The 21037-nt window shown below is 72.5% G+C and carries 22 protein-coding genes and 1 pseudogene; 6 read left to right on the forward strand and 17 right to left on the reverse strand.

Annotated features, from left to right (window positions below; translation table 11 throughout):
* Positions 1 to 14: 14 nt before the first annotated feature.
* From guaB to DJ476_RS12260, 3 genes and pseudogenes are all read right to left on the reverse strand, one after another.
* Positions 15 to 1516, reverse strand: a pseudogene (gene guaB, locus DJ476_RS12250) (IMP dehydrogenase).
* Between the two features lie 150 nt (positions 1517 to 1666).
* Positions 1667 to 2242 (reverse strand): sigma-70 family RNA polymerase sigma factor, encoded by a 576-nt coding sequence (locus DJ476_RS12255; RefSeq protein ID WP_112490510.1) that lies wholly within the window; start codon positions 2240 to 2242, stop codon positions 1667 to 1669.
* 310 nt (positions 2243 to 2552) lie between these two features.
* Positions 2553 to 3164 (reverse strand): response regulator transcription factor, encoded by a 612-nt coding sequence (locus tag DJ476_RS12260; RefSeq protein WP_003948568.1) that lies wholly within the window; start codon positions 3162 to 3164, stop codon positions 2553 to 2555.
* Positions 3165 to 3614: 450 nt separating this feature from the next.
* Here DJ476_RS12260 and DJ476_RS12265 point away from each other — a divergent pair, with 450 nt between their 5' ends.
* Positions 3615 to 3956, forward strand: a complete 342-nt coding sequence (locus DJ476_RS12265) for a WhiB family transcriptional regulator (RefSeq protein ID WP_026238029.1) — start codon at positions 3615 to 3617, stop codon at positions 3954 to 3956.
* Between the two features lie 100 nt (positions 3957 to 4056).
* Here DJ476_RS12265 and DJ476_RS12270 read toward each other — a convergent pair whose 3' ends face one another.
* On the reverse strand, positions 4057 to 4947 hold the full coding sequence (locus tag DJ476_RS12270) for a LysR family transcriptional regulator (protein WP_103416897.1): 891 nt from the start codon (positions 4945 to 4947) through the stop codon (positions 4057 to 4059).
* Positions 4948 to 5028: 81 nt separating this feature from the next.
* Between DJ476_RS12270 and DJ476_RS12275 the strand changes: the two genes are divergently transcribed.
* Both DJ476_RS12275 and DJ476_RS12280 read left to right on the forward strand, forming a co-directional pair.
* A complete protein-coding gene (locus DJ476_RS12275; RefSeq protein WP_103416896.1) occupies positions 5029 to 5721 on the forward strand; it encodes an MOSC domain-containing protein in 693 nt (230 codons plus the stop codon).
* A 10-nt stretch (positions 5722 to 5731) separates the two neighbouring features.
* Positions 5732 to 6505: an SDR family NAD(P)-dependent oxidoreductase gene (locus DJ476_RS12280; RefSeq protein WP_103416895.1), complete on the forward strand. Its 774-nt coding sequence runs from the start codon at positions 5732 to 5734 to the stop codon at positions 6503 to 6505.
* 87 nt (positions 6506 to 6592) lie between these two features.
* Here the strand turns inward: DJ476_RS12280 and groL are convergent, their stop codons facing one another.
* From groL to DJ476_RS12295, 3 genes are all read right to left on the reverse strand, one after another.
* A complete protein-coding gene (gene groL, locus DJ476_RS12285; RefSeq protein ID WP_019763846.1) occupies positions 6593 to 8218 on the reverse strand; it encodes a chaperonin GroEL in 1626 nt (541 codons plus the stop codon).
* A gap of 99 nt (positions 8219 to 8317) precedes the next feature.
* A complete protein-coding gene (groES, locus tag DJ476_RS12290) occupies positions 8318 to 8626 on the reverse strand; it encodes a co-chaperone GroES (RefSeq protein ID WP_003966899.1) in 309 nt (102 codons plus the stop codon).
* Between the two features lie 415 nt (positions 8627 to 9041).
* Positions 9042 to 10016, reverse strand: coding sequence for a polysaccharide deacetylase family protein (locus DJ476_RS12295; protein ID WP_103416894.1), 975 nt, complete (start codon positions 10014 to 10016; stop codon positions 9042 to 9044).
* A gap of 169 nt (positions 10017 to 10185) precedes the next feature.
* Between DJ476_RS12295 and DJ476_RS12300 the strand changes: the two genes are divergently transcribed.
* Complete coding sequence (locus tag DJ476_RS12300) at positions 10186 to 11418, forward strand: THUMP-like domain-containing protein (RefSeq protein ID WP_112490511.1); 1233 nt, start codon at positions 10186 to 10188, stop codon at positions 11416 to 11418.
* A 39-nt stretch (positions 11419 to 11457) separates the two neighbouring features.
* Here the strand turns inward: DJ476_RS12300 and DJ476_RS12305 are convergent, their stop codons facing one another.
* The 3 genes from DJ476_RS12305 to DJ476_RS12315 all read right to left on the reverse strand — a co-directional run bounded on the left by DJ476_RS12305 (position 11458) and on the right by DJ476_RS12315 (position 14309).
* Entirely contained in the window at positions 11458 to 12123 is a 666-nt protein-coding gene (locus tag DJ476_RS12305) for a hypothetical protein (protein WP_112490512.1), read from the reverse strand.
* Positions 12124 to 12258: 135 nt separating this feature from the next.
* Entirely contained in the window at positions 12259 to 12732 is a 474-nt protein-coding gene (locus DJ476_RS12310; RefSeq protein WP_103416891.1) for a VOC family protein, read from the reverse strand.
* 89 nt (positions 12733 to 12821) lie between these two features.
* The gene (locus DJ476_RS12315) at positions 12822 to 14309 is read right to left on the reverse strand and encodes an MFS transporter (protein WP_112490513.1); all 1488 of its coding nucleotides are present in this window, start codon (positions 14307 to 14309) and stop codon (positions 12822 to 12824) included.
* Between the two features lie 107 nt (positions 14310 to 14416).
* Here DJ476_RS12315 and DJ476_RS12320 point away from each other — a divergent pair, with 107 nt between their 5' ends.
* Complete coding sequence (locus tag DJ476_RS12320) at positions 14417 to 15160, forward strand: TetR/AcrR family transcriptional regulator (protein WP_112490514.1); 744 nt, start codon at positions 14417 to 14419, stop codon at positions 15158 to 15160.
* Positions 15161 to 15315: 155 nt separating this feature from the next.
* Here the strand turns inward: DJ476_RS12320 and DJ476_RS12325 are convergent, their stop codons facing one another.
* The 4 genes from DJ476_RS12325 to tsaB are packed head-to-tail and all read right to left on the reverse strand — an operon-like array spanning position 15316 to position 17862.
* Entirely contained in the window at positions 15316 to 15588 is a 273-nt protein-coding gene (locus tag DJ476_RS12325) for a hypothetical protein (protein ID WP_103416890.1), read from the reverse strand.
* Positions 15585 to 16697, reverse strand: coding sequence for a tRNA (adenosine(37)-N6)-threonylcarbamoyltransferase complex transferase subunit TsaD (tsaD, locus tag DJ476_RS12330; protein ID WP_103416889.1), 1113 nt, complete (start codon positions 16695 to 16697; stop codon positions 15585 to 15587). Before tsaD ends, DJ476_RS12325 begins: the two co-directional genes overlap by 4 nt.
* Complete coding sequence (gene rimI / locus DJ476_RS12335; protein ID WP_181006432.1) at positions 16697 to 17182, reverse strand: ribosomal protein S18-alanine N-acetyltransferase; 486 nt, start codon at positions 17180 to 17182, stop codon at positions 16697 to 16699. Before rimI ends, tsaD begins: the two co-directional genes overlap by 1 nt.
* Before the next feature lie 29 nt (positions 17183 to 17211).
* Positions 17212 to 17862 carry a tRNA (adenosine(37)-N6)-threonylcarbamoyltransferase complex dimerization subunit type 1 TsaB gene (gene tsaB / locus DJ476_RS12340; protein WP_112492494.1) on the reverse strand — a complete coding sequence of 217 codons (651 nt, stop codon included), beginning with the start codon at positions 17860 to 17862 and terminating at the stop codon, positions 17212 to 17214.
* Positions 17863 to 18088: 226 nt separating this feature from the next.
* Here tsaB and DJ476_RS12345 point away from each other — a divergent pair, with 226 nt between their 5' ends.
* A complete protein-coding gene (locus tag DJ476_RS12345; RefSeq protein WP_103416886.1) occupies positions 18089 to 18640 on the forward strand; it encodes a hypothetical protein in 552 nt (183 codons plus the stop codon).
* A gap of 87 nt (positions 18641 to 18727) precedes the next feature.
* On the opposite strand, the gene DJ476_RS12350 is transcribed toward DJ476_RS12345, so the two are convergent.
* The 3 genes from DJ476_RS12350 to DJ476_RS12360 all read right to left on the reverse strand — a co-directional run bounded on the left by DJ476_RS12350 (position 18728) and on the right by DJ476_RS12360 (position 20958).
* Positions 18728 to 18931, reverse strand: a complete 204-nt coding sequence (locus tag DJ476_RS12350) for a hypothetical protein (protein ID WP_070205376.1) — start codon at positions 18929 to 18931, stop codon at positions 18728 to 18730.
* 142 nt (positions 18932 to 19073) lie between these two features.
* Positions 19074 to 19739, reverse strand: a complete 666-nt coding sequence (gene tsaE, locus DJ476_RS12355) for a tRNA (adenosine(37)-N6)-threonylcarbamoyltransferase complex ATPase subunit type 1 TsaE (protein WP_112490515.1) — start codon at positions 19737 to 19739, stop codon at positions 19074 to 19076.
* Complete coding sequence (locus DJ476_RS12360) at positions 19705 to 20958, reverse strand: alpha/beta fold hydrolase (protein WP_112490516.1); 1254 nt, start codon at positions 20956 to 20958, stop codon at positions 19705 to 19707. Before DJ476_RS12360 ends, tsaE begins: the two co-directional genes overlap by 35 nt.
* Positions 20959 to 21037: the final 79 nt, after the last annotated feature.

Below are 21037 nucleotides of genomic sequence, written 5' to 3' on the forward strand. Positions count from 1 at the left end.
CTCGGTGCTTCTCACTACTTCTTGCTGTAGTTCGGCGCCTCGACCGTCATCTGGATGTCGTGCGGGTGGCTCTCCTTCAGCCCCGCCGACGTGATCCGGACGAACCGGCCCTTGCTCTCCATCTCGTCGACGCTCGCGGCGCCGACGTAGCCCATGGTCTGGCGGAGGCCGCCGACGAGCTGGTGGAGGACGTTGGCGAGCGGGCCGCGGTAGGGCACCTGGCCCTCGATGCCCTCGGGGACGAGCTTGTCGTCCGAGGCGACCTCGGCCTGGAAGTAGCGGTCCTTGGAGTACGACCGGCCCTGGCCGCGGGACTGCATGGCGCCCAGCGAACCCATGCCCCGGTACGACTTGAACTGCTTGCCGTTGATGAACATCAGCTCGCCCGGGGACTCCTCGCAGCCCGCGAGGAGGCTGCCCAGCATGACGCTGTCCGCGCCGGCTGCGAGCGCCTTGCCGATGTCGCCGGAGTACTGGAGACCGCCGTCACCGATGACCGGGACGCCCGCGGCCCGGGCGGCGAGCGCGGCCTCGTAGATCGCGGTGACCTGCGGGACGCCGATGCCGGCGACCACGCGGGTGGTACAGATCGAGCCGGGTCCGACGCCGACCTTCACCCCGTCGACCCCGGCGTCGATCAGTGCCTGGGCGCCGTCGCGGGTGGCGACGTTGCCGCCGATGACGTCGATGGAGACGCTCGACTTGATCTTCGCCATCCAGTCGAGGGCGTTGCTGTTGTGGCCGTGCGAGGTGTCGACGATGAGGAAGTCGACCCCGGCGGCGGCGAGCGCCTGGGCACGGTCCAGCGCCTCGGGGCTGGCGCCGACGGCCGCGCCGACGAGCAGCCGGCCCTCGGCGTCCTTGGCCGCGTTCGGGTACTGCTCGGCCTTCTTGAAGTCCTTGACCGTGATGAGGCCCTTGAGGATCCCGGCCTCGTCGACCAGCGGCAGCTTCTCGATCTTGTGGCGGCGCAGCAGCTCCATGGCCTCCACGCCGGAGATCCCGACCTTGCCGGTGACGAGCGGCATCGGCGTCATGACCTCGCGCACCTGGCGCGTACGGTCCGACTCGAAGGCCATGTCCCGGTTGGTCACGATGCCGAGGAGCTTGCCGGAGCCGTCGGTGACGGGCACGCCGCTGATGCGGAACTTGGCGCAGAGCGCGTCCGCCTCGGCGAGGCTGGCGTCGGGGTGCACGGTGATGGGGTCGGTGACCATCCCGGACTCGGACCGTTTGACCAGGTCGACCTGGTTGACCTGGTCCTCGATCGAGAGGTTGCGGTGCAGTACGCCGACGCCGCCCTGGCGGGCCATGGCGATGGCCATCCGGGACTCGGTCACCTTGTCCATGGCGGCCGACAGCATGGGATGTTCACCCGCACGTTGCGCGAGATGAGCGACGAGGTGTCGACCGCGTTGGGCAGCACCTCGGACGCGCCCGGCAGCAGCAGCACGTCGTCGTATGTCAGCCCGAGCGTCGCGAACTTCTCGGGCACTCCGTCGACGTTTGCAGTCATGACACCTTCCCCAAATGGTCTTGATCGGTGCGGATGTCCATGCTAACGGGCTCCACGGGTGTCTCATTCCACGATCAAGATCACTTGGGCGTTCTGTAGTTTCCTACGGAACGCCCGCGCGCATCCCTGGAACGCCTGAGCGCCCCTGCCCTACTGCTCGGCCAGCGCCCGCAGCCGGCTGAGCGCGCGGTGCTGGGCGACCCGCACCGCACCCGGGGACATCCCGAGCATCCGGCCGGTCTCCTCGGCCGTGAGCCCGACCGCGACCCGCAGGACCAGCAGCTCGCGCTGGCTCTCCGGGAGGTTGGCCAGAAGCTTCTTCGCCCAGGCGGCATCGCTGTTGAGCAGGGCGCGCTCCTCCGGGCCGAGGGAGTCGTCGGGCCGCTCGGGCATCTCGTCGGAGGGGACGGCGGTCGAGCCGGGGTGGCGCATCGCGGCCCGCTGGAGGTCGGCCACCTTGTGACCGGCGATGGCGAAGACGAAGGCCTCGAAGGGCCTGCCGGTGTCCTTGTAGCGGGGCAGCGCCATCAGCACGGCGACGCAGACCTCCTGCGCGAGGTCCTCCACGAAGTGACGGGCATCACCGGGCAACCGGTTCAGCCGGGAGCGGCAGTAGCGCAGGGCGAGGGGGTGGACATGGGCCAGCAGATCGTGGGTGGCCTGCGCGTCACCGTCGACGGCCCGGTGCACGAGGGCACCGATCACCGTGGTTTCGTCGTCGCGCATCGGACCATGGTGCCTCGGTGCCGTACGGTCCGCTCCATCGCGTCCCGAGTTGTGCACCGAAGCGTTATGAGCGGGTGCGCCGGATGTCATGTCCTGCGCCCTCCCCTTCCGCTCGACCGAATCGTTCCTACCGTTCCTGAGGAACTCCACGACTCAAGGATGCGTCATCGGCCGGGAAGCGTCACATGGCGCCGTCGGCTCCACCCGGATCCGCGGTGGACCGCCGCGCTCCGACGCGGGGTGCACCGCCGGTGACCCGTCCCGTCCGCCCGTCCGCCGGTCTGCGGACGGGGGCGGTCCGGGCCGGGCGTCAGCGGACCAGACCCCAGCGGAATCCCAGGGCCACCGCATGGGCGCGGTCCGAGGCCCCGAGCTTCTTGAACAGCCGCCGGGCGTGGGTCTTGACCGTGTCCTCGGAGAGGAACAGCTCACGGCCGATCTCCGCGTTGGAGCGGCCGTGGCTCATGCCTTCGAGCACCTGGATCTCCCGCGCGGTGAGCGTGGGGGCGGCCCCCATCTCGGCGGAGCGGAGCCGGCGCGGGGCGAGCCGCCACGTCGGGTCGGCCAGCGCCTGGGTGACGGTGGCCCGCAGCTCGGCGCGGGAGGCGTCCTTGTGCAGATAGCCGCGGGCGCCGGCGGCGACCGCGAGCGCGACACCGTCCAGGTCCTCGGCGACGGTCAGCATGATGATCCGGGCGCCGGGGTCGGCGGAGAGCAGCCGCCGGACCGTCTCCACACCCCCCAGACCGGGCATGCGTACGTCCATCAGAATCAGATCCGAACGGTCGGCCCCCCAGCGGCGGAGGACTTCCTCGCCGTTGGCCGCCGTGGTCACGCGCTCGACACCGGGCACGGTGGCCACCGCGCGACGGAGCGCTTCTCGGGCAAGCGGGGAGTCGTCGCAGACGAGGACGGATGTCATGACTGTCCTCCGCAGCTGATGCGCGTCACCTTGAGCCTCCAGGCTGATACAAGTCGTCACCTGTGCGGTCGACCCCTTCGGACATGTGCCCGAGCCGGTTCTCCGTCAACCGCATCCACCCTCTTAACGACGGTCACTCGAAAGAGTTACGGGCCCGACCTTCGGGTTCGGCACTCTACGTGAGGGCTCGCATACGGAGGAGAACGACGCGGGTGATTCACCCGTCAACCGAATCTTCACTCCCTGGCTTGCCCTATTTGGCGAGATTTCTTCCCTTTTGAGGGTGTCTGTGGCTAGATTCGCAAACAGTCATATTTACATCTACTAGCACCGCAGATGTACGGTCGAGACTCAGGTCACCGAAGATGACGATCGCCGATCACGGACCGCCGGTGAACCGGCGGTCGAGGATGCCGCTTCCGACGCAGCACGGCTTCGAGGGGACAAGCAATGGCAGATTTCTCCCGCCTTCCCGGACCCAACGCAGACCTGTGGGACTGGCAGTTGCTCGCCGCCTGCCGAGGCGTCGACAGCTCCCTGTTCTTCCACCCCGAAGGTGAGCGCGGCGCCGCCCGCAGCGCTCGTGAGACCTCGGCGAAGGAGGTGTGCATGCGGTGCCCGGTACGCGCCGAGTGCGCCGCCCACGCCCTGGCCGTACGGGAGCCCTACGGGGTGTGGGGCGGCCTGACCGAGGACGAGCGCGAAGAGCTGATGGGCCGGGCCAGAACCCGGCTGATCACCGCAGCACCCTCGGGCGCCACCACGGCCACCACGGGCTCCCGCCCGACCTGACGCCCGACGGCCCCGACCGAACGCAGAAACGTTTCCTCGATATCGCCCCCACGGCCCCCGGAGCACGGCCCCGGCCCCGCCGCGTACGGAGCGCGGCTCCTCAGCGGGCGGCCGCCAGGGACAGCTGGTCCAGGGTGGCCGCGACCGCCGGGACCCGGGCCAGGTCCGGCAGGGTGAGCGCCACGATCTCCCGCTCGATCGCGGGCACCACCGGGACGGTCCGCGCCCCCTTGGGCCGTACCGACTCCACCGCCAGCTCCGGCAGGACCGCCACCCCGAGCCCGGCCCCCACCAGGCCCATCACCGCCGGGTAGTCGTCGGTGGCGAAGTCGATCCGGGGGGTGAACCCCGACTCCTCGCAGACCTCCACCAGCTGACGGCGGCAGCGCGGGCAGCCCGCGATCCACGACTCGTCCGCCAGCTCACCGATGGAGACCTCCGCCGCACCGGCCAGCCGGTGCCCCTCCGGGACCAGGCCGATCAGCCGGTCGGTGAGCAGCGGCCGGACCACCAGGTCGTCCCACTCACCGCCGGAGGCGCCGTACCGGAAGGCCAGCGCGATGTCGCAGTCGCCGTCGCGCAGCAGGTCCACCGAGCGCGGCGGCTCGGCCTCCACCAGCGAGACCCGGGTCCCGGGGTGCTCGGCGCGCAGGGCCGCCAGCGCGCCGGGCACCAGGGTGGAGCTGCCGCTGGGGAAGGAGACGAGCCGGACCCGGCCGGCCCGCAGCCCGGCGATGGCGGCGACCTCCTCCTCGGCCGCGGTCAGCCCGGCGAGGATGCCGGAGGCGTGCCGGACGAGCGCCTCACCGGCCTGGGTGAGGCGCATCTCGCGCCCGGTGCGGATGAGCAGGGTGGTGCCGGCGGAGGACTCCAGGGCCTTCATCTGCTGGCTCACCGCGGGCTGGGTGCAGCCGAGTTCACGGGCGGCGGCGGAGAACGAGCCGGTGGTGGCGACGGCACGCAGGACGCGGAGGTGGCGGGCTTCGATCACCCCTCCACCATAAGAGATACTTGGATGGCGGGCGAACTAATCGCGTATGCCTTTCAGGTTTGAGCCGTTAGCGTGACCCTTATGAGATTGCTGAGCGTGAATGTCGGCCGCCCCACCCCGTCCCCGTCCGCGGGTGGCCCCGGCGGTCTGACCGGGATCGACAAGCGGCCCGTCGAGGGGGACGTGCACGTCACCGATCCCGGTGCCAAGGGGGTCGGCGGCAGCGGGCTCGCCGGTGACGCGGTCTGCGACCTGCGCCACCACGGCGGCAGCGACCAGGCCGTGTACGCCTTCGCCCGGGAGGAGCTGGACGCCTGGCAGCGGCTGCTGGGCGGCCGGCAGCTGGCCAACGGGGCGTTCGGCGAGAACCTCACCACCGCCGGGATCGATGTGAGCGGCGCGCTGATCGGGGAGCGCTGGCGGGTGGGGGACGAGCTGCTCCTGGAGGTGACCTCCGGCCGTATCCCGTGCCGGACGTTCGCGGACCACATCGCGGAGGGGAAGTGGATCCGGCGGTTCACCGAGGAGGCCGTCACCGGCGTCTATCTCCGGGTGATCGAGCCGGGCACGATCCGGGCCGGGGACCCCGTCGAGATCGTCCACCGCCCGGATCACCAGGTCACCGCCTCGCTCCAGTTCCGGGCCGTCACGACGGAGCGCACCCTGCTGCCCTCCCTGCTGGCCGCCGCGTCGGCCCTGCACCCGGAGGCGCTGCGCAAGGCCCGGGCGTACGTGGCGGCGGCCGATGACCGGGAGGCGGGCGCGGGGCACTAACGTGCCGCGTATGACGACTGCACTGATCACGGGCGCGACGGCGGGTATCGGGGCTGCGTTCGCGCGACGGCTCGCGGCCCAGGGGCACAACCTGGTGCTGGTGGCACGGGACACCGCACGCCTGCGCGAGCAGGCCACCGAACTGCACGACCGGCACGGCATCGAGGCCGAGGTGCTCCGCGCGGACCTGGCCACGGACGGCGGGATCGAGGCGGTCGAGAAGCGGCTCGCGGACCGGACGCACCCGGTCGATCTGCTGGTCAACAACGCCGGGTTCGGCAACAAGGGGCGCTATCTGGAAGTGTCCATGGCCGATGAGCTGACGATGCTGAAGGTGCACTGCGAGGCGGTGCTGCGGCTGACCTCGGCCGCCACCGCGGGCATGAAGGAGCGCGGCCGGGGCGCGGTGGTCAACGTGGCGTCCGTGGCGGCGTTCGTGCCGCGCGGGACGTACGGGGCGTCGAAGGCGTGGGTCGTGCAGTTCACCCAGGGCGCGGCGAAGGACCTGGCCGGTTCGGGGGTGCGGCTGATGGCGCTCTGCCCGGGCTTCGTCCGTACGGAGTTCCACGAGCGGGCCGGGATGGGCACGGACAACATCCCGGGGTGGATGTGGCTGGACGCGGACAAGCTGGTGGCCTCGGCCCTGGCGGACCTGGCCCGGGGGAAGTCGGTGTCGATCCCGGACCCGCGCTACAAGGCGCTGATGGGGCTGGTGAAGGTGACCCCGCGCGGTCTGCTGGGCGGGGTGACCTCGCGTACGGGACGCAAGTACGGGCCGCAGTAGCCCGGTTCGGGCCTGTCCGGCTCCGGACGCACCGAGGCCCGGTGCCCCCGCGACGGGGGCACCGGGCCTCTGACGTACCGGCGGGTACTAGTGGGAGTGGCCGTGGCCGCCGTGACCGGCGTCGGCCTCTTCCTCGGCCGGCTTCTCGACGACCAGGGTCTCGGTCGTGAGCAGCAGCGACGCGATGGACGCGGCGTTCTCCAGGGCGGAGCGGGTGACCTTGACCGGGTCGATGACGCCGGCCTTGACCAGGTCGCCGTACTCGCCGGTGGCGGCGTTGAAGCCCTGGCCCTTGTCCAGCTCGGAGACCTTGGAGGTGATGACGTAGCCCTCCAGGCCGGCGTTCTCCGCGATCCAGCGCAGCGGCTCGACGGCGGCGCGGCGGACGACCGCGACACCGGTGGCCTCGTCGCCGGTCTTGCCGAGGTTGCCCTCCAGGACCTTCACGGCGTGGACGAGGGACGAGCCACCGCCGGAGACGATGCCCTCCTCGACCGCGGCGCGGGTGGCGGAGATGGCGTCCTCGAGGCGGTGCTTCTTCTCCTTCAGCTCCACCTCGGTGGCGGCGCCGACGCGGATGACGCACACGCCGCCGGCCAGCTTCGCGAGGCGCTCCTGGAGCTTCTCGCGGTCCCAGTCGGAGTCCGTGGCCTCGATCTCGGCCTTGATCTGGTTGACGCGGCCCTTGACGTCGTCGGCGTTGCCGCCGCCGTCGACGATGGTCGTGTCGTCCTTGGAGACGGTGACGCGGCGGGCGGTGCCGAGCACGTCCAGACCGGCCTGGTCGAGCTTGAGGCCGACCTCCTCGGCGATGACGGTCGCACCGGTGAGGGTGGCGATGTCACCGAGCATGGCCTTGCGGCGGTCACCGAAGCCCGGGGCCTTCACCGCGACGGCGTTGAAGGTGCCGCGGATCTTGTTGACGACGAGGGTGGAGAGCGCCTCGCCCTCGACGTCCTCGGCGATGATCAGGAGCGGCTTGGAGCCACCGCTCTGGATGACCTTCTCCAGCAGCGGGAGCAGCTCCTGGATGGCGCCGATCTTGCCCTGGTGGATCAGGATGTACGGGTCGTCGAGGACGGCCTCCATACGCTCCTGGTCGGTCACCATGTACGGGGACAGGTAGCCCTTGTCGAAGGCCATGCCCTCGGTGAACTCCAGGTCCAGACCGAAGGTGTTGGACTCCTCGACGGTGATGACACCGTCCTTGCCGACCTTGTCCATCGCGTCCGCGATCAGCTCGCCGACCTGCGGGTCCTGGGCGGAGAGCGCGGCGACGGCGGCGATGTCGGCCTTGTCGTCGATCGGGCGGGCCGTGGCGAGCAGCTCCTCGGAGACGGCCTTGACGGCGGCGTCGATGCCCTTCTTCAGGGCGGCCGGGGAGGCGCCGGCGGCGACGTTGCGCAGACCCTCGCGGACGAGCGCCTGGGCCAGGACGGTCGCGGTGGTGGTGCCGTCACCCGCTACGTCGTTGGTCTTGGTCGCCACCTCCTTGACGAGCTGGGCACCGAGGTTCTCGTACGGGTCGTCCAGCTCGACCTCGCGCGCGATGGTGACACCGTCGTTGGTGATGGTGGGGGCACCGAACTTCTTGTCGATGACGACGTTGCGGCCCTTGGGGCCGATCGTCACCTTGACCGTGTCGGCAAGCTTGTTGACGCCGCGCTCAAGGGCGCGACGGGCGTCCTCGTCGAACTTCAGGATCTTCGCCATGGGCTGTACTTCCCTCTCAAAACGAACTGCGCCCCTCGCCGCCCGGCTAGTGATGTCGCAGGGGGCCAGGGGCGCAGAACACAAGCAGACGTGGGTGAATTACTTCTCGACGATCGCGAGGACGTCGCGGGCCGAGAGGACGAGGTACTCCTCGCCGTTGTACTTCACCTCGGTGCCGCCGTACTTGCTGTACAGGACGACGTCGCCGGTCTTGACGTCGAGCGGAAGACGCTCGCCGTTCTCGAAGCGGCCGGGGCCCACGGCGAGGACGACGCCCTCCTGGGGCTTCTCCTTCGCGGTGTCCGGAATGACCAGGCCGGAAGCGGTGGTCTGCTCGGCGTCGAGCGGCTGGACCACAATGCGGTCCTCGAGCGGCTTGATCGCAACCTTGGAGCTGGTGGTCGACACGATCCGGTCTCCCCCTTCGGAGATCTCACGGGGTTTAGCAGTCGGTGGGCGGCGACCAGACCGATCCGTCGTCGCGGGTGCCGGACCTGCCCTGTCGCACAGTGTGGTGCTGGCACTCTCCAGGGGGGAGTGCCAGACCCGAGACTATGACCGCGATTAGCACTCGGTCAAGCGGAGTGCCAATTCACCACCCTCGCGCCGTCCCGATCGGGGCTCGACCGGGGCTCCATAGGGTCACCGCCCGGACAACGTGGGGGCGGGGCGCGGTGTTCCGTAGGACGCGGTGTTCCGTACGACGGGGACAACGGGACGACGGGGGCGATGGGGGCGACGGGGGCGACGGGGAGGACGAACGACGAATGCGCGCGCAGCGGGGGCTGGGCGCGCATCCGGGGCGTACGGGGAGTGCGCCGGGTCAGACATAGTCCTCCAGCTTCGCCACCGCGTACCCCTTGTCCGTGATGGTCTTCATGACCAGCCGGATCATGTCGGGCATGGTCCCCTTCCAGTCCCCCTTGCCCCGGAAGTGGGTGAGGACGATGTCGCCCGGGTGCAGGTCCCGGTCCCACTCGCGCCACTCCATGCGGTCGGCGAAGGCTTCGGCGGACCAGAGCGGTACGGCGGTGATGCCGCAGGACTTGGCGACGACGAGGGTGTCGCGGTTGTAGTTGCCGTAGGGCGGGCGGAAGAGGGTGGGCCGCTTCCCGTACTGCTTGAGGATCTTCTCCTGCTGGCCGCAGATCTCGCGCTTCTGCTCGGCGTAGGAGAGGCCGGGCAGATAGCGGTGGTTGAGCGTGTGGTTGCTGATGGTCACCCCGCGCTTCTGCATCTGCTTGAAGTAGCCGTAGTTGTCCTTGGTGACGTAGTCACTGAGGAACGCGCTGTACGGGATGTCCAGTTCGGTCATCATCCGCAGCAGTTCGGGGTCCTTCTCCGCCCCGTCGTCCATGGTGAGGAAGACGATCTTCTCCTTGGTGGGGACGGTGGTGAAGACGGGCGGCAGCCCCTCCCCGTCCCGGACCTCGAACCCTTTACGGGTGGTGATGCGCGGCTTCACCTCGGGGGGCTCGGGGGCGGCGAGCGGGGTCTTGGCCAGCCCCCACTTCTTCGCCGCGACGGCCCGTGCGGCCTGCTTCCGCTTCAGCTCCTCGGCGTACGTGTCCAGGGCGCGGGCGGGTCCGGCCTGCTGGGCGGCCTCGCCCTGCTGCCCGGCGGCGGGCTTCGCCGGGCCGTCCGGGGTCCCCGTACCGCCGTCGGCCGTCGCCGCCGCGCAGGCCGAGGTGACGGTGGCGGCCAGGAGGGCGGCCAGCACGGTGGAGACCGGTCTATGCCGTCTCGTGGGCGAGTGCCGCTTCGTGGGTGATTTTCCCTTTTGTCGTACTAGTTGCATGGCGCCGCATCCTGCCAGCCGCCCGGGCTCCTCCCGCCCCGACACCGCGAGGGGGCCGGACCCGTCGCCCGACCGGCGGACAGGGGCCCGCGTCGGCGGGTCGGGGGCACGCATCGACCGGTGGGGCGTGCTTCGGCCCGTACCGGCCCGCCTCCGCGCACCGGCCACAATGGACCGGGTGAACGCAACCACCCCCGCCACCCCGGCCGGCGACCCCGGCGACCCCGCACGCGCCGCCTTCGCCGCCCTGCGCACCCCCGAGGGCGAACACCTGCTGGCCGAGCTGCGCGACCACGACCCGGCCGACGAGCTGGCCACCGCGACCCGGCTGCGCCGCACGCACCGGGCGGAGCTGGTGTCGGCCGCCCTGGGGCAGGCGCGGCTGCGGCAGCGGGCGGTGGCGAAGTTCGGGGCCGAGGACGCGTACCGGATGTACTTCACGCCCAACGGCGTCGAGCAGGCCACCCGTACCTCGGTGGCGGAACACCGCGCCGCCCGGTTCGCCGCGCTCGGCGTGCGGAGCGTGGCGGACCTGTGCTGCGGCATCGGCGGCGACGCCGTCGCCCTGGCCCGCGCCGGGATCTCCGTGCTCGCCGTGGACCGTGACCCGCTCACCGCCGAGGTGGCCCGCGCCAACGCGGCGGCGCTGGGGCTCGGGGAGCTGATCGAGGTGCGGTGCACCGACGTCACGGAGATCGACACCTCCCCGTACGACGCCGTCTTCGTGGACCCGGCGCGGCGGGGCGGACGCGGCAGGATCTTCGACCCGGAGGCGTACTCACCGCCGCTGTCCTGGGCCACGGCCGCCGCGCTGAAGGCCCCTCGCGCGGCGCTGAAGATCGCGCCCGGCATCCCGCACGAGGCGATCGGCCCGGAGGCCGAGGCGGAGTGGATCTCGGACGGGGGCGATGTGAAGGAGGCGGTGCTCTGGTACGGGGAGGGCATCGCGCCCGGTTCGTTCCGGGCCACCCTGCTGCCGTCCGGGGCCACCCTCACCGCCCCGGCCCCGCTGCCCGCCCCGCCGGTGGGCCCGGTCGGGCGCTATCTGTACGAGCCGGACGGGGCGGTGATCCGGGCGCATCTGGTCGCGGACATCGTGGAGCGGTGCGGCGGGCGGCTGGTGGACGAGACGATCGCGTACGTCACCAGCGATGTGCCGTACTCCTCCCCGTACGTCGCCGGGTACGAGATCACCGATCGGCTGCCGTTCAACATGAAGCGGCTCAAGGCGCTGCTGCGGGAGCGCGAGGTGGGCGTACTGACCGTCAAGAAGCGCGGCTCGGCGGTCGAACCGGAGGAGCTGCGCCGCCGGATGAAGCTCGCCGGACCGAACGCGGCGACGGTGTTCCTGACCCGGGTGGCGGGGGCGCCGACGATGCTGATCGGCCGTCCGCTGGGGTGAGCCGGGCGGTGCGGGAGGAGCGGGGCGGGGCGTACGGCTTCAGTGATGGGCCGGGGTGTGCGCCGGAGCGTGTACCGGGGTGGCGGGCGCCGTCAGGACCCGCAGCACCCAGCGGCGGTGCGTCCACGCCTTGACGGCCCCGATGAGTCCGGTGAGCCAGGCGATCATGCCCAGGCCCATGACCAGGGCGACCATGCCGTACGTGTCGTAGCCGGGGCGGGCGCTCGCCGGGCCGATCACGCAGAGCGCGAGCCCGCCCGCCGCCAGGACGAACGACAGCAGCAGCCAGACCAGGCTCACCCCGGGCAGCCGCAGCTCCCGGTCGCGCTCCGGGTCCCGGTCCAGCGCGCCCCACTCCACGAGCAGCGCGCGGATCTCCCGGTCCCGGGCGAGGTGGAGGCCGGCGAGGATGACGGCGGGGATCAGCGCCCCCGCCCCGAGGAGCAGGGAGAGGAACCCGGCGATCCCGCTGAAGAAGTCCGCCGCCGCCTGCTCGATCATGACGAGCCCGGACCCCACGAGCAGCCATCCGAACGCGGCGAGCCCGGCCCACATCACCAGCACCCCGAGCCGCCCCGGCCCGATGTGCATCCGCACCAGCGCGCCGAGGATCAGCGCCCGGTCGGCGAGCATCGCCTCCCGGTCGGGCCAGGACCGGATCTCCACGGGCGGCGGGGGCGGGGGCAGGGAGGGGCGGGATGACATGGACCAGACACTACCGACGTACGACCGGCCTGCCGGACGTACGACCGGTCTGCCGGAGGCGAGCCGCCCGGACCGCCCGGACTACCCGGCCCGCCCGGACTACCCGGCCCGCCCGGTCCGCCCGGTCCGCCCCGCTCAGGCGTCCCTCAGCGCCTGGATGTCCAGCTTCCGCATCCCGAGCATCGCCTTCATCGTCCGTTCCGCCTTCGCCGGGTCCGGGTCGGCCAGCAGCCCCGGCAGCTCGCGGGGGACGATCTGCCAGGAGACGCCGTACCGGTCCTTGAGCCAGCCGCACTGGCCCTCCTCGCCGCCCTCGGAGAGCGCGGCCCAGAGCCGGTCCACCTCGGCCTGGTCGGCGCAGTCCACGGAGAGCGAGATGGCCTCGGTGAACGGGAACTGCGGTCCGCCGTTGAGGCCCAGGTACTCCTGGCCCGCGAGCCGGAAGCTGACGGTCAGCACGTCCCCGGCCCGGCCGGGGCCCGCCTCGCCGTAGTGGGTGACGTCCAGGACGCGGGAGTCGCCGGCCTCGCCGCCGAAGATCGCGACGTAGTGCTCGGCGGCCTCCTTCGCCCGGCCGTCGTACCAGAGACAGGGGGTGATCTTCTGCATGGCGGTGGTCTCCTCGTCCGGTCGCCCCGGGTCCGGGGCGCGTGCCGTGTCCAGCCTCTTGGTGGGTAGACCGGCCCGGGCCCCCGAACTCATCGGCCCGCCGCGTCCCCTTCGTGCTCGGCCGCGTCCGTACGGGAGGCCACCGGGCCACCGCCCGCGGCCCGGCTCTCCCCCGGCAGCAGGACGTACGCCGCCAGCGCCGCGGCCGCCAGGAGCCCGGCCGCGACCCAGAACGCGGCCGCGTACCCCGAGGAGAGCGCACCGCGCCCGGTCGCGCCGCCCGTGACCTGGGCGGCGACGGTGACCAGGACCGCGAGGCCGAGCGAACCGCCGACCTGGCGGGAGCTGTTGAGCAGCCCCGAGGCCATTCCGGTCTCGCCCGGCACCACGTCGGTGGTGGCGGCCGTGCCGAGCGGGACGAAGCAGAGCCCGATGCCGAGCGAGCAGAGCAGCGACGGGCCGAGGATCGAGGCGAGGAAGGAGCCGTCGACCGTGGCGGCCGCCGCGAACCAGCCCATCCCGAGCGCCGCCAGCGTCCCGCCCACGGTCATCAGGCGGCGGATGCCGAGCGCCGCGACCGCGCGGGTGGCGAGGATCGAGCCCGCGACGACGCCCACGCAGAACGGCAGGAACGCGAACCCGGCGGCGGTCGCCCCGTAGCCGAGGACCAGCTGCATGTAGAGCGAGACGAAGTAGAACGCGCCGAACTGGGCCGAGGCCAGCAGCAGGCAGAACAGGTTGGCGGTGAGCACCGGCCGCCCCCGCATCAGGCCGAGGCGGAGCAGGGGCGAGGGCGTACGGAGTTCGACGGCGACGAACGCGGCCAGCAGGGCCACCGCAGCGCCGAGCGTGGCGAGCGTGACGGCCGAGGACCAGCCGTCGTCCGAGGCCCGTACGAGCCCGAGGACCAGCAGGGTCGTCCCGCCCGTGGCGAGGAGCGCCCCGGCGAGGTCCAGCCGGGCGCCGGACCGCCGCTGCCGGCCGACCGGGCCGGTGCGGGCGGCGGCGGCCAGGGCGAAGGCCACGATCGGCACGTTGACGAGCATCACGGCCCGCCACCCCGCCAGATCGGTGAGCACACCGCCCGCCAGCACCCCTACCGCGCCGCCCGCCGCGCCCGCCATGCCCCAGAGCCCGAGCGCCCGGGAGCGGGCGGGCCCGGCCGGGAAGGCGAGGGTGATCAGGGCGAACGCCACCGGGGCGAGGGCCGCCGCGCCGATGCCCTGGACCGCGCGCGCCGCGACCAGCGACCCGGGCGACCAGGCGAGGCCCCCGGCCAGGCTGGCGAGGCCGAAGAGGACCAGGCCGGCGGTGAGGACGCGGCGCGGTCCCGCCAGGTCGGCCAGGCGTCCGCCGAGCATGAGCAGCCCGCCGAAGGCGAGGGCGTACGCGTTCACCACCCAGAGCAGCCCGTCCCGGCCGAAGCCGAGGTCGCTGCGGATGTCGGGCAGCGCCACATTGACCACGGACATGTCCAGTGACACCAGGAACTGCACGGTGAGCGCCCCCACCAGCAGCCACCGCGCATGCCGCGCGTCCGGCTCCGCCCCGCTCCCGTCGGCCACCTTGCGCTCCATGACCCGCCCCTCCCCTTCGCCGATCCCCTGCGATCCACAATTACCATACACGTATAGAAAATAAACCCGCCGGTACCGAGGAGGACCTGGAAGGGGAGAATGCCCAGGTGTCAGGCAGCGAGAAGACCAAGAAACCCGAGAAGCCCGCGAAGACCGGGAAGCCCGGCAAGCCCGGCAAGCCCGGCAAGCCCGGCGTGAAGAAGCCCGTGGGCCGCCCCCGCAGGCTGGACCCGGACGTGATGGTCGCCACCGCGCGCCGCATCGTCGAGGAGGAGGGCGTGGCGGCCCTGTCCATGCGGCGGGTGGCGAAGGAGCTGGGCAGCACGCCGATGGCGCTCTACCACTACGTGCAGGACAAGGACGAGCTGCTGATGCTCACCCTCTCCGGCACCGCCGCCGCCTTCCCGCGCCCCGAGCTGCCCGAGGACCCGCGCGAGCGGCTGGTCGCGGTGGCCGTGCACATGCACGACATCATCGGCAGGATCCCCTGGGTGCTGGACATCCTGGCCCTGGGCGAGCTGACCGACCGCCACGCCCTGTGGATGGTGGAGGAGATCATCGACTGCGCCCTGGCCTGCGGGCTCTCCCCGGCCCGCTCGGTGCGCGCGTACCGGACGATCTGGAGTTACGTCTACGGCGACCTGGTCTTCCGCCGGGCCGCGGCCCGCCGGGCGGAGCAGCCCTCGCGCCAGGAGTTCTTCCCGGAGATGATCACGGAGAAGGACACGGCGGAGCTGCCCCGGCTGACCGAGGTGAAGGAGCACTGGCGGGAGTACGCCGCCGACTACGAGGTCGCCGCCGAGCTGGACGCGATCGTGGAGGGCCTGATCAGCCGAGGCGCGAGAGCCTGATCAGCCGGGGGGCGAGGGCCTGAACAGCCGGGGGGGGCGAGGGCTTGAACGGCCGAGGGGCAAGGACTTGATCAGCCCGGGGCCAGGGCCTGAACAGCCGAAGGACGAGGGGCTGAGCGGCTTCCCGGCGAAAGTCCTCCGCCGGGGGACGCTGCTCACCCCACCGCCTCGAACCTCCACCGGTGCACCGGCCGGGTGATCAGGGCGGCGTCCGGCTCGGGGAGTTCGGGGAGGTCGTCGGCGTACGAGGCGCCCTCCCACCACGTCATGACCAGCACCCGGTCCTGCGGGGCGCGCAGGAGTTCGCGGCGGGCGGGCTCGCGGGACAGCTCGGCGGACCGGGCGCGGGCCCACTCCAGGAGTTCGCCGCCACGGCCCTCCGCGGCGCGGGCCTCCCACATCAGGACGATGGTCGCGTCGCCGCTCATGAGTACAGGTTGTCCTTGCTGATCTCGTGCACGTGGTCGTGGTCGTGCGCGGAAGAATGCGCGGCCCCCGGAACGTGCGGCTCCGTCACCGGCAGCGAGGAGTCCGCCGACAGCTCCAGGTCGGAGGGGCGCCGGTTGCGGGCCACCATCTCCGCGCCGAGCGCCGCGACCATCGCACCGTTGTCCGTGCAGAGCCCCGGCCGCGGCACCCGCAGCCGGATGCCCGCCCGCTCGCACCGCTCCTCGGCCAGCGCGCGGAGCCGGGAGTTGGCCGCCACCCCGCCGCCGATCATCAGGTGGTCGACGCCCTCGTCCTTGCAGGCCCGCACCGCCTTTCGCGTGAGCACGTCCACCACGGCCTCCTGGAAGGACGCCGCCACATCCCGTACGGGCACCTCCTCGCCCGCCGCCCGCTTCGCCTCGATCCAGCGGGCGACCGAGGTCTTCAGGCCGGAGAAGGAGAAGTCGTACGGGGCGTCGCGCGGGCCGGTCAGGCCGCGCGGGAACGCGATGGCCTTCGGGTCGCCCTCCCGGGCCAGCCGGTCGATGACCGGGCCGCCGGGGAAGCCCAGGTCCAGCACGCGGGCGATCTTGTCGAACGCCTCGCCCGCCGCGTCGTCGATGGTCGCGCCGAGCGGCCGGACGTCGCTGGTGATGTCGGGGGCCAGCAGGAGCGAGGAGTGGCCGCCGCTGACCAGGAGCGCCATGGTCGGCTCGGGCAGCGGGCCGTGCTCCAGCTGGTCGACGCAGATGTGCGAGGCGAGGTGGTTGACCCCGTAGAGCGGCTTGTTCAAGGCGTACGCGTACGCCTTCGCCGCCGAGACGCCGACGAGCAGCGCCCCCGCGAGCCCGGGGCCCGAGGTGACGGCGATCCCGTCGAGGTCGCGGGCGGCGACCCCGGCCTGCTTCAGGGCGCGCTCGATGGTGGGGACCATCGCCTCCAGGTGGGCGCGCGAGGCGATCTCCGGGACGACGCCGCCGAACCGGGCGTGGGTGTCGACGCTGGAGGCGACGGCGTCCGCGAGCAGGGTGGTCCCGCGCACGATGCCGACGCCGGTCTCGTCGCAGGAGGTCTCGATGCCGAGTACGAGGGGTTCGTCGGCAGCCATCATTCAGTCCCGGTCTCTGGTGCGTTGTCCGCTGCGTGTTCTTGCATGGTGAGGCGCATGACGAGCGCGTCGATGTTGCCCGGCTGGTAGTAGCCGCGCCGGAAGCCGATCGGCTCGAAGCCGAACCGTTCGTACAGCCGCTGTGCGCGGGCGTTGTCGACGCGCACTTCGAGGAGCACGGTGGCGCACTCGAAGGCGGTGGCGGCCTTCAGCAGGTCGGTGAGGAGTTCGGCGCCGAGGCCGGTGCCCCAGGCGTCCCGGCTGACCGCGATGGTCTGGACGTCGGAGAGGTCACCGAGGGCGGCGAGCCCGGCGTAGCCGACGATCCGGCCGGTGGCCGGTTCCTCAGCGACGACGTAGTGGCGGGTGGCGCCGGGGCCGCGGGCGTGGGCCAGCTCGGACCAGAACATGCCGGTCGACCAGGCGTCGTCCGGGAACAGCTCGTGCTCCAGCTCCAGCACCGGGGCGATGTCCCACCAGCGCATCTCGCGCAGGACGGCGGCGGTGGCGGTGCTCACTTGGGGGTGACCACCTTGTAGTTCTTCGGCACCTGGGCGTCGGGCCGGCGCAGATAGAGCGGCTGCGGCTCCAGCAGCTCCTGCCCGGCGGCGAGCCGTTCGGCGGCGAGGGCGGCGAGCGCCCCGGCGGCCACGTGCTCGGGCCCGCGCGCGTCCGGGAAGGCCTCCGGGTAGAGGGCCGCGCCCGCGCCGACCACGGGGAGTCCGGCCAGCGCCCGGGCGATGTCGGCGGGCCGGTCGACGGCGGGCTCACCCGTACGGGTGCGGGCGTCCTCGTACCGCGCCCAGTACACCTCCTTGCGCCGCGCGTCCGTCGCCACGGCGAAGGGCCCCTCCACCCCGCCGTCCTGCCCGGCGGCGTACGCGAGGCCGTCCAGGGTGCAGATCCCGTGTACGGGGACGGCGAGGGCGGAGCCGAAGGTGGCGGCGGTGACCAGGCCGACCCGCAGCCCGGTGTAGGGGCCGGGGCCGGCGCCCACGACCACGCCGGTCACGGCGTCGAGCTTCACCCCGGCCTCGGCGAGGACCCGGTCGACGGCGGGCAGCAGCAGTTCGCCGTGGCGGCGGGCGTCGACCTGGCCGGAGGAGGCGACGACGGACGTGCCGTCGTGCAGGGCGACGGTGACGGCGGGGGTGGCGGTATCCATGGCGAGCAAGAGCACGCAAACAGCCTACGGCTCCGCCGACGGCGGTACGGCGCCCGTACGGCGTCCCGGCCCGCCCGCCGCCTGCTGCTACCGTCACCGGGTATCCGCGGGTACGACGTAAAAGCTTGTACGACAACGTCGGCGCGGCAACCGTCCGGCAACGGTCGTACGACTCCCGCAGGCGGCGGGCGAAAGGGGATTCACGGTGTCAAGGGGAAGCTCGGGAATGGTGGCCGGGCTCACTGCGGCGGCGATCGTCGTGGTCGGCGTCCTCGCCTACCAGGCATCGGCGAACGCCCCCGATTCGGTGGCGTCCTCCTCCTCCACGCCGAAGGCGTCGGCCTCCGCCTCGGCCTCCGCCCAGCCCACCGCGAAGCCGAAGCCCACCAAGGACGCCCTGGCGGTCCCGGCGGACTCGGGCACCGGTGAGCGCGTCGTCTACGCGCTGAAGGACCGGCGGGTCTGGCTGGTGGACGCCGACGGCACATCGCTCCGTACGTTCACGGTGATGCCGAGCCCCGTCAGCCCGCCGCCCGACGTCTACCAGGTCACCTCGCGCTCGGGCACGGTCCGGGGCTCGGACGGCGTGCCCATCGAGCACGTGGTGCGCTTCGCCAACGTCGACGACGTCGCGATCGGCTTCAGCGCGGCGCAGGACGGGTCGATGGAGCCCCCGGACCCGACGTCGAAGACCGGTGGTGTCCGGATGAAGCGGGCGGACGGCAACGCGATGTGGACGTTCGCGACGGTCGGCGCCAAGGTGGTCGTGGTCCCGTAGGACCGCCACGGCCCCGCGAGGCACGGCTCCGTAAGGCGTGGTCCCGTGGAGGATGCCCTGCCCCTGCGCGGCGGGGCTGCCCGGTCCTTACGCGGCCCGGCGGCGCACGGCGCTCCCGTGACCGGTCTCCGCGTCCCCGTCCGTTCCGCCGGCCGCCGCCTCGGGCTCGCTCGGCGGCGGGGTGGAGACCGCGGTGGCCGCGGCGCACGAGGCCAGCAGGTCCTTCATCGACAGGTCGGACGGCGTCGGCTGCTGCCGGGGCGGCCGCTCCGCGCGCTCGGGCGTCGGCATGGATGCCTCCTGGGGTTCCGGTGGAGGTCGTGGTTAGGCAGACCTAACCAGGTCTCGTACCCATGTGACCACGACCACGGTCCCGTACGCAACAATTTACCGACAGCCCGTCGGGAAAGCGACCTCCGCGCAGGAGCGGGCGTTACGCCAGCTCGTCCCGCAGCCCCGCCCAGCGCGGGCCGATGCCCATCAGGGTCACCTCGCGCCGCTCGTCGTCCGTGTCGCCGGTGGCGCGGTCGATGAGCACGCGGAGCCGGTCCTCGGACAGCTCCTCGACCTTGCCGTCGCCCCACTCCACGACCACCACCGACTCCGGCAGCGAGACGTCGAGGTCCAGGTCCTCCATCTCGTCGAGCCCGCCGCCCAGGCGGTACGCGTCCACGTGGACGAGGGCGGGTCCCTGGACCAGCGAGGGGTGGACGCGGGCGATGACGAAGGTGGGCGAGGTGACCGCCCCCCGCACGCCGAGGCCCTCCCCGAGCCCGCGGGTCAGCGTCGTCTTCCCGGCGCCCAGCTCGCCCGTGAGCATCACCAGGTCGCCGGGGGCGAGGACCCGGGCGAGGCGGCGGCCCAGGTCCTGCATCTGTTCGGGGGACTCGACGGTGAGCGTGACGGTGACGGCCGTCCCGGTGCCGGTGACGGAGGTTCCGGTGCCGGTGACGGAGGTTCCGGTGCCGGTGACGGAGGTTCCGGTGCCGGTGACGGAGGTTCCGGTGCCGGGGACGGACGGTCCGGTTCCGGGCGTTCCGGTGCCGGGGACGGGCGTCCCGGTGCTATCGACGGCCGGGCTGCTGTGCGGTGCTTCCATGCTCGCCAACGTTAGCGGCAGCCACCGCTCCGGCGCGTACGAGCAGGTCGGCCAGCCGGTCGGTGACCGTCTCCGGGTGCTCCAGCATCACCAGGTGCCCGGCGTCCGGGACCAGGATCAGCTCGGCGTCCGGCAGCACGTCCGCGATGGCCTCGCTGTGCGAGCTGGGGGTGACCAGATCCTTCTCCCCCGCCAGGATCAGCACCGGCAGATCCCGGAAGACGGGCAGCGCACCGCTCTTGTCGTGCTCGGTGAAGGCCGGGTAGAACTCGGCCACCACATCGATCGGGGTCGACTCGATCAGCCGCTCCGCGAACCGGGCGACCGCCGGGTCCACGTCCCGCGAGCTGAACGAATACCGCTTGATCAGCCCCGCGAAGAGGTCGGCCGTGGCCCGGCGCCCCTTCTCCACCAGCTCCGCCTGTGTCCCCAGCGCCCGCAGCACCCCCGGCAGCACCCGGCGCACCGCCCGCACACCCGCCACGGGCAGCCCGAAGTTCACCTCGCCCAGCCTGCCGCTGGAGGTGCCGACGAACGCGACGGCGGCGACCCGGTCGCGGATGAGGTCCGGGTACTGGTCGGCCAGCGCCATCACCGTCATGCCGCCCATGGAGTGGCCGACGAGCACGATCCGCCCCTCGGGAACCGCCGCGTCGATGACGGCCTTCAGATCGCGGCCGAGCTGATCGATGCCGAGCGCCACCCCGTCCGCCTGGGCCCGGCCGCGCTCGGAGTGGCCGTGGCTGCGCTGGTCCCAGTGGACGGTGCGGACGAGGCCGCGCAGGGCGGCGCGCTGGAAGTGCCAGGAGTCCTGGCCGAGGCAGTAGCCGTGGCTGAAGACGACGGTGACGGGGGCGGGGGCCTTGCGCCCGAAGAGCCGACGGCGGCGGCTGCCACCGGAGCCGGCACCGGTCCCGCCTTCCGGCTGCGCGGGCTGGACCTCGTCGACCTCGTAGTACAGCTCGGTCCCGTCGTCGGCGATCGCCCGGCCCGGGGTGCCGCGCAGGGAGCCGTACGGTCCGGTGGCGTCCAGCGCGAGGCGGGCCTTCTTGCGCATCCCGCGCCCGACGGTGAGCCGCTCCACGGCGACCCCGGCGGCCGCACCCGCGGCGAGCACCCCTATGGCGGCCCCGGCGACACCCGCCCGCCGCCACCCGGCCGCCGTGCTCGCGGCCGCCGCCACGACGTCCCCCGCCGCCCCCGCGCTGCTGTCACTCACCGCGCCGGGCCTCCGCTCGGGTCGGGTCTGCGGTCGTGGGCGCGGTGCGGGCCGTTCCGTGCGCGGGCCCGGCTGCCGC

The sequence above is a fragment of the Streptomyces bacillaris genome (assembly GCF_003268675.1).
Classification (GTDB): Bacteria; Actinomycetota; Actinomycetes; order Streptomycetales; family Streptomycetaceae; genus Streptomyces; species Streptomyces bacillaris.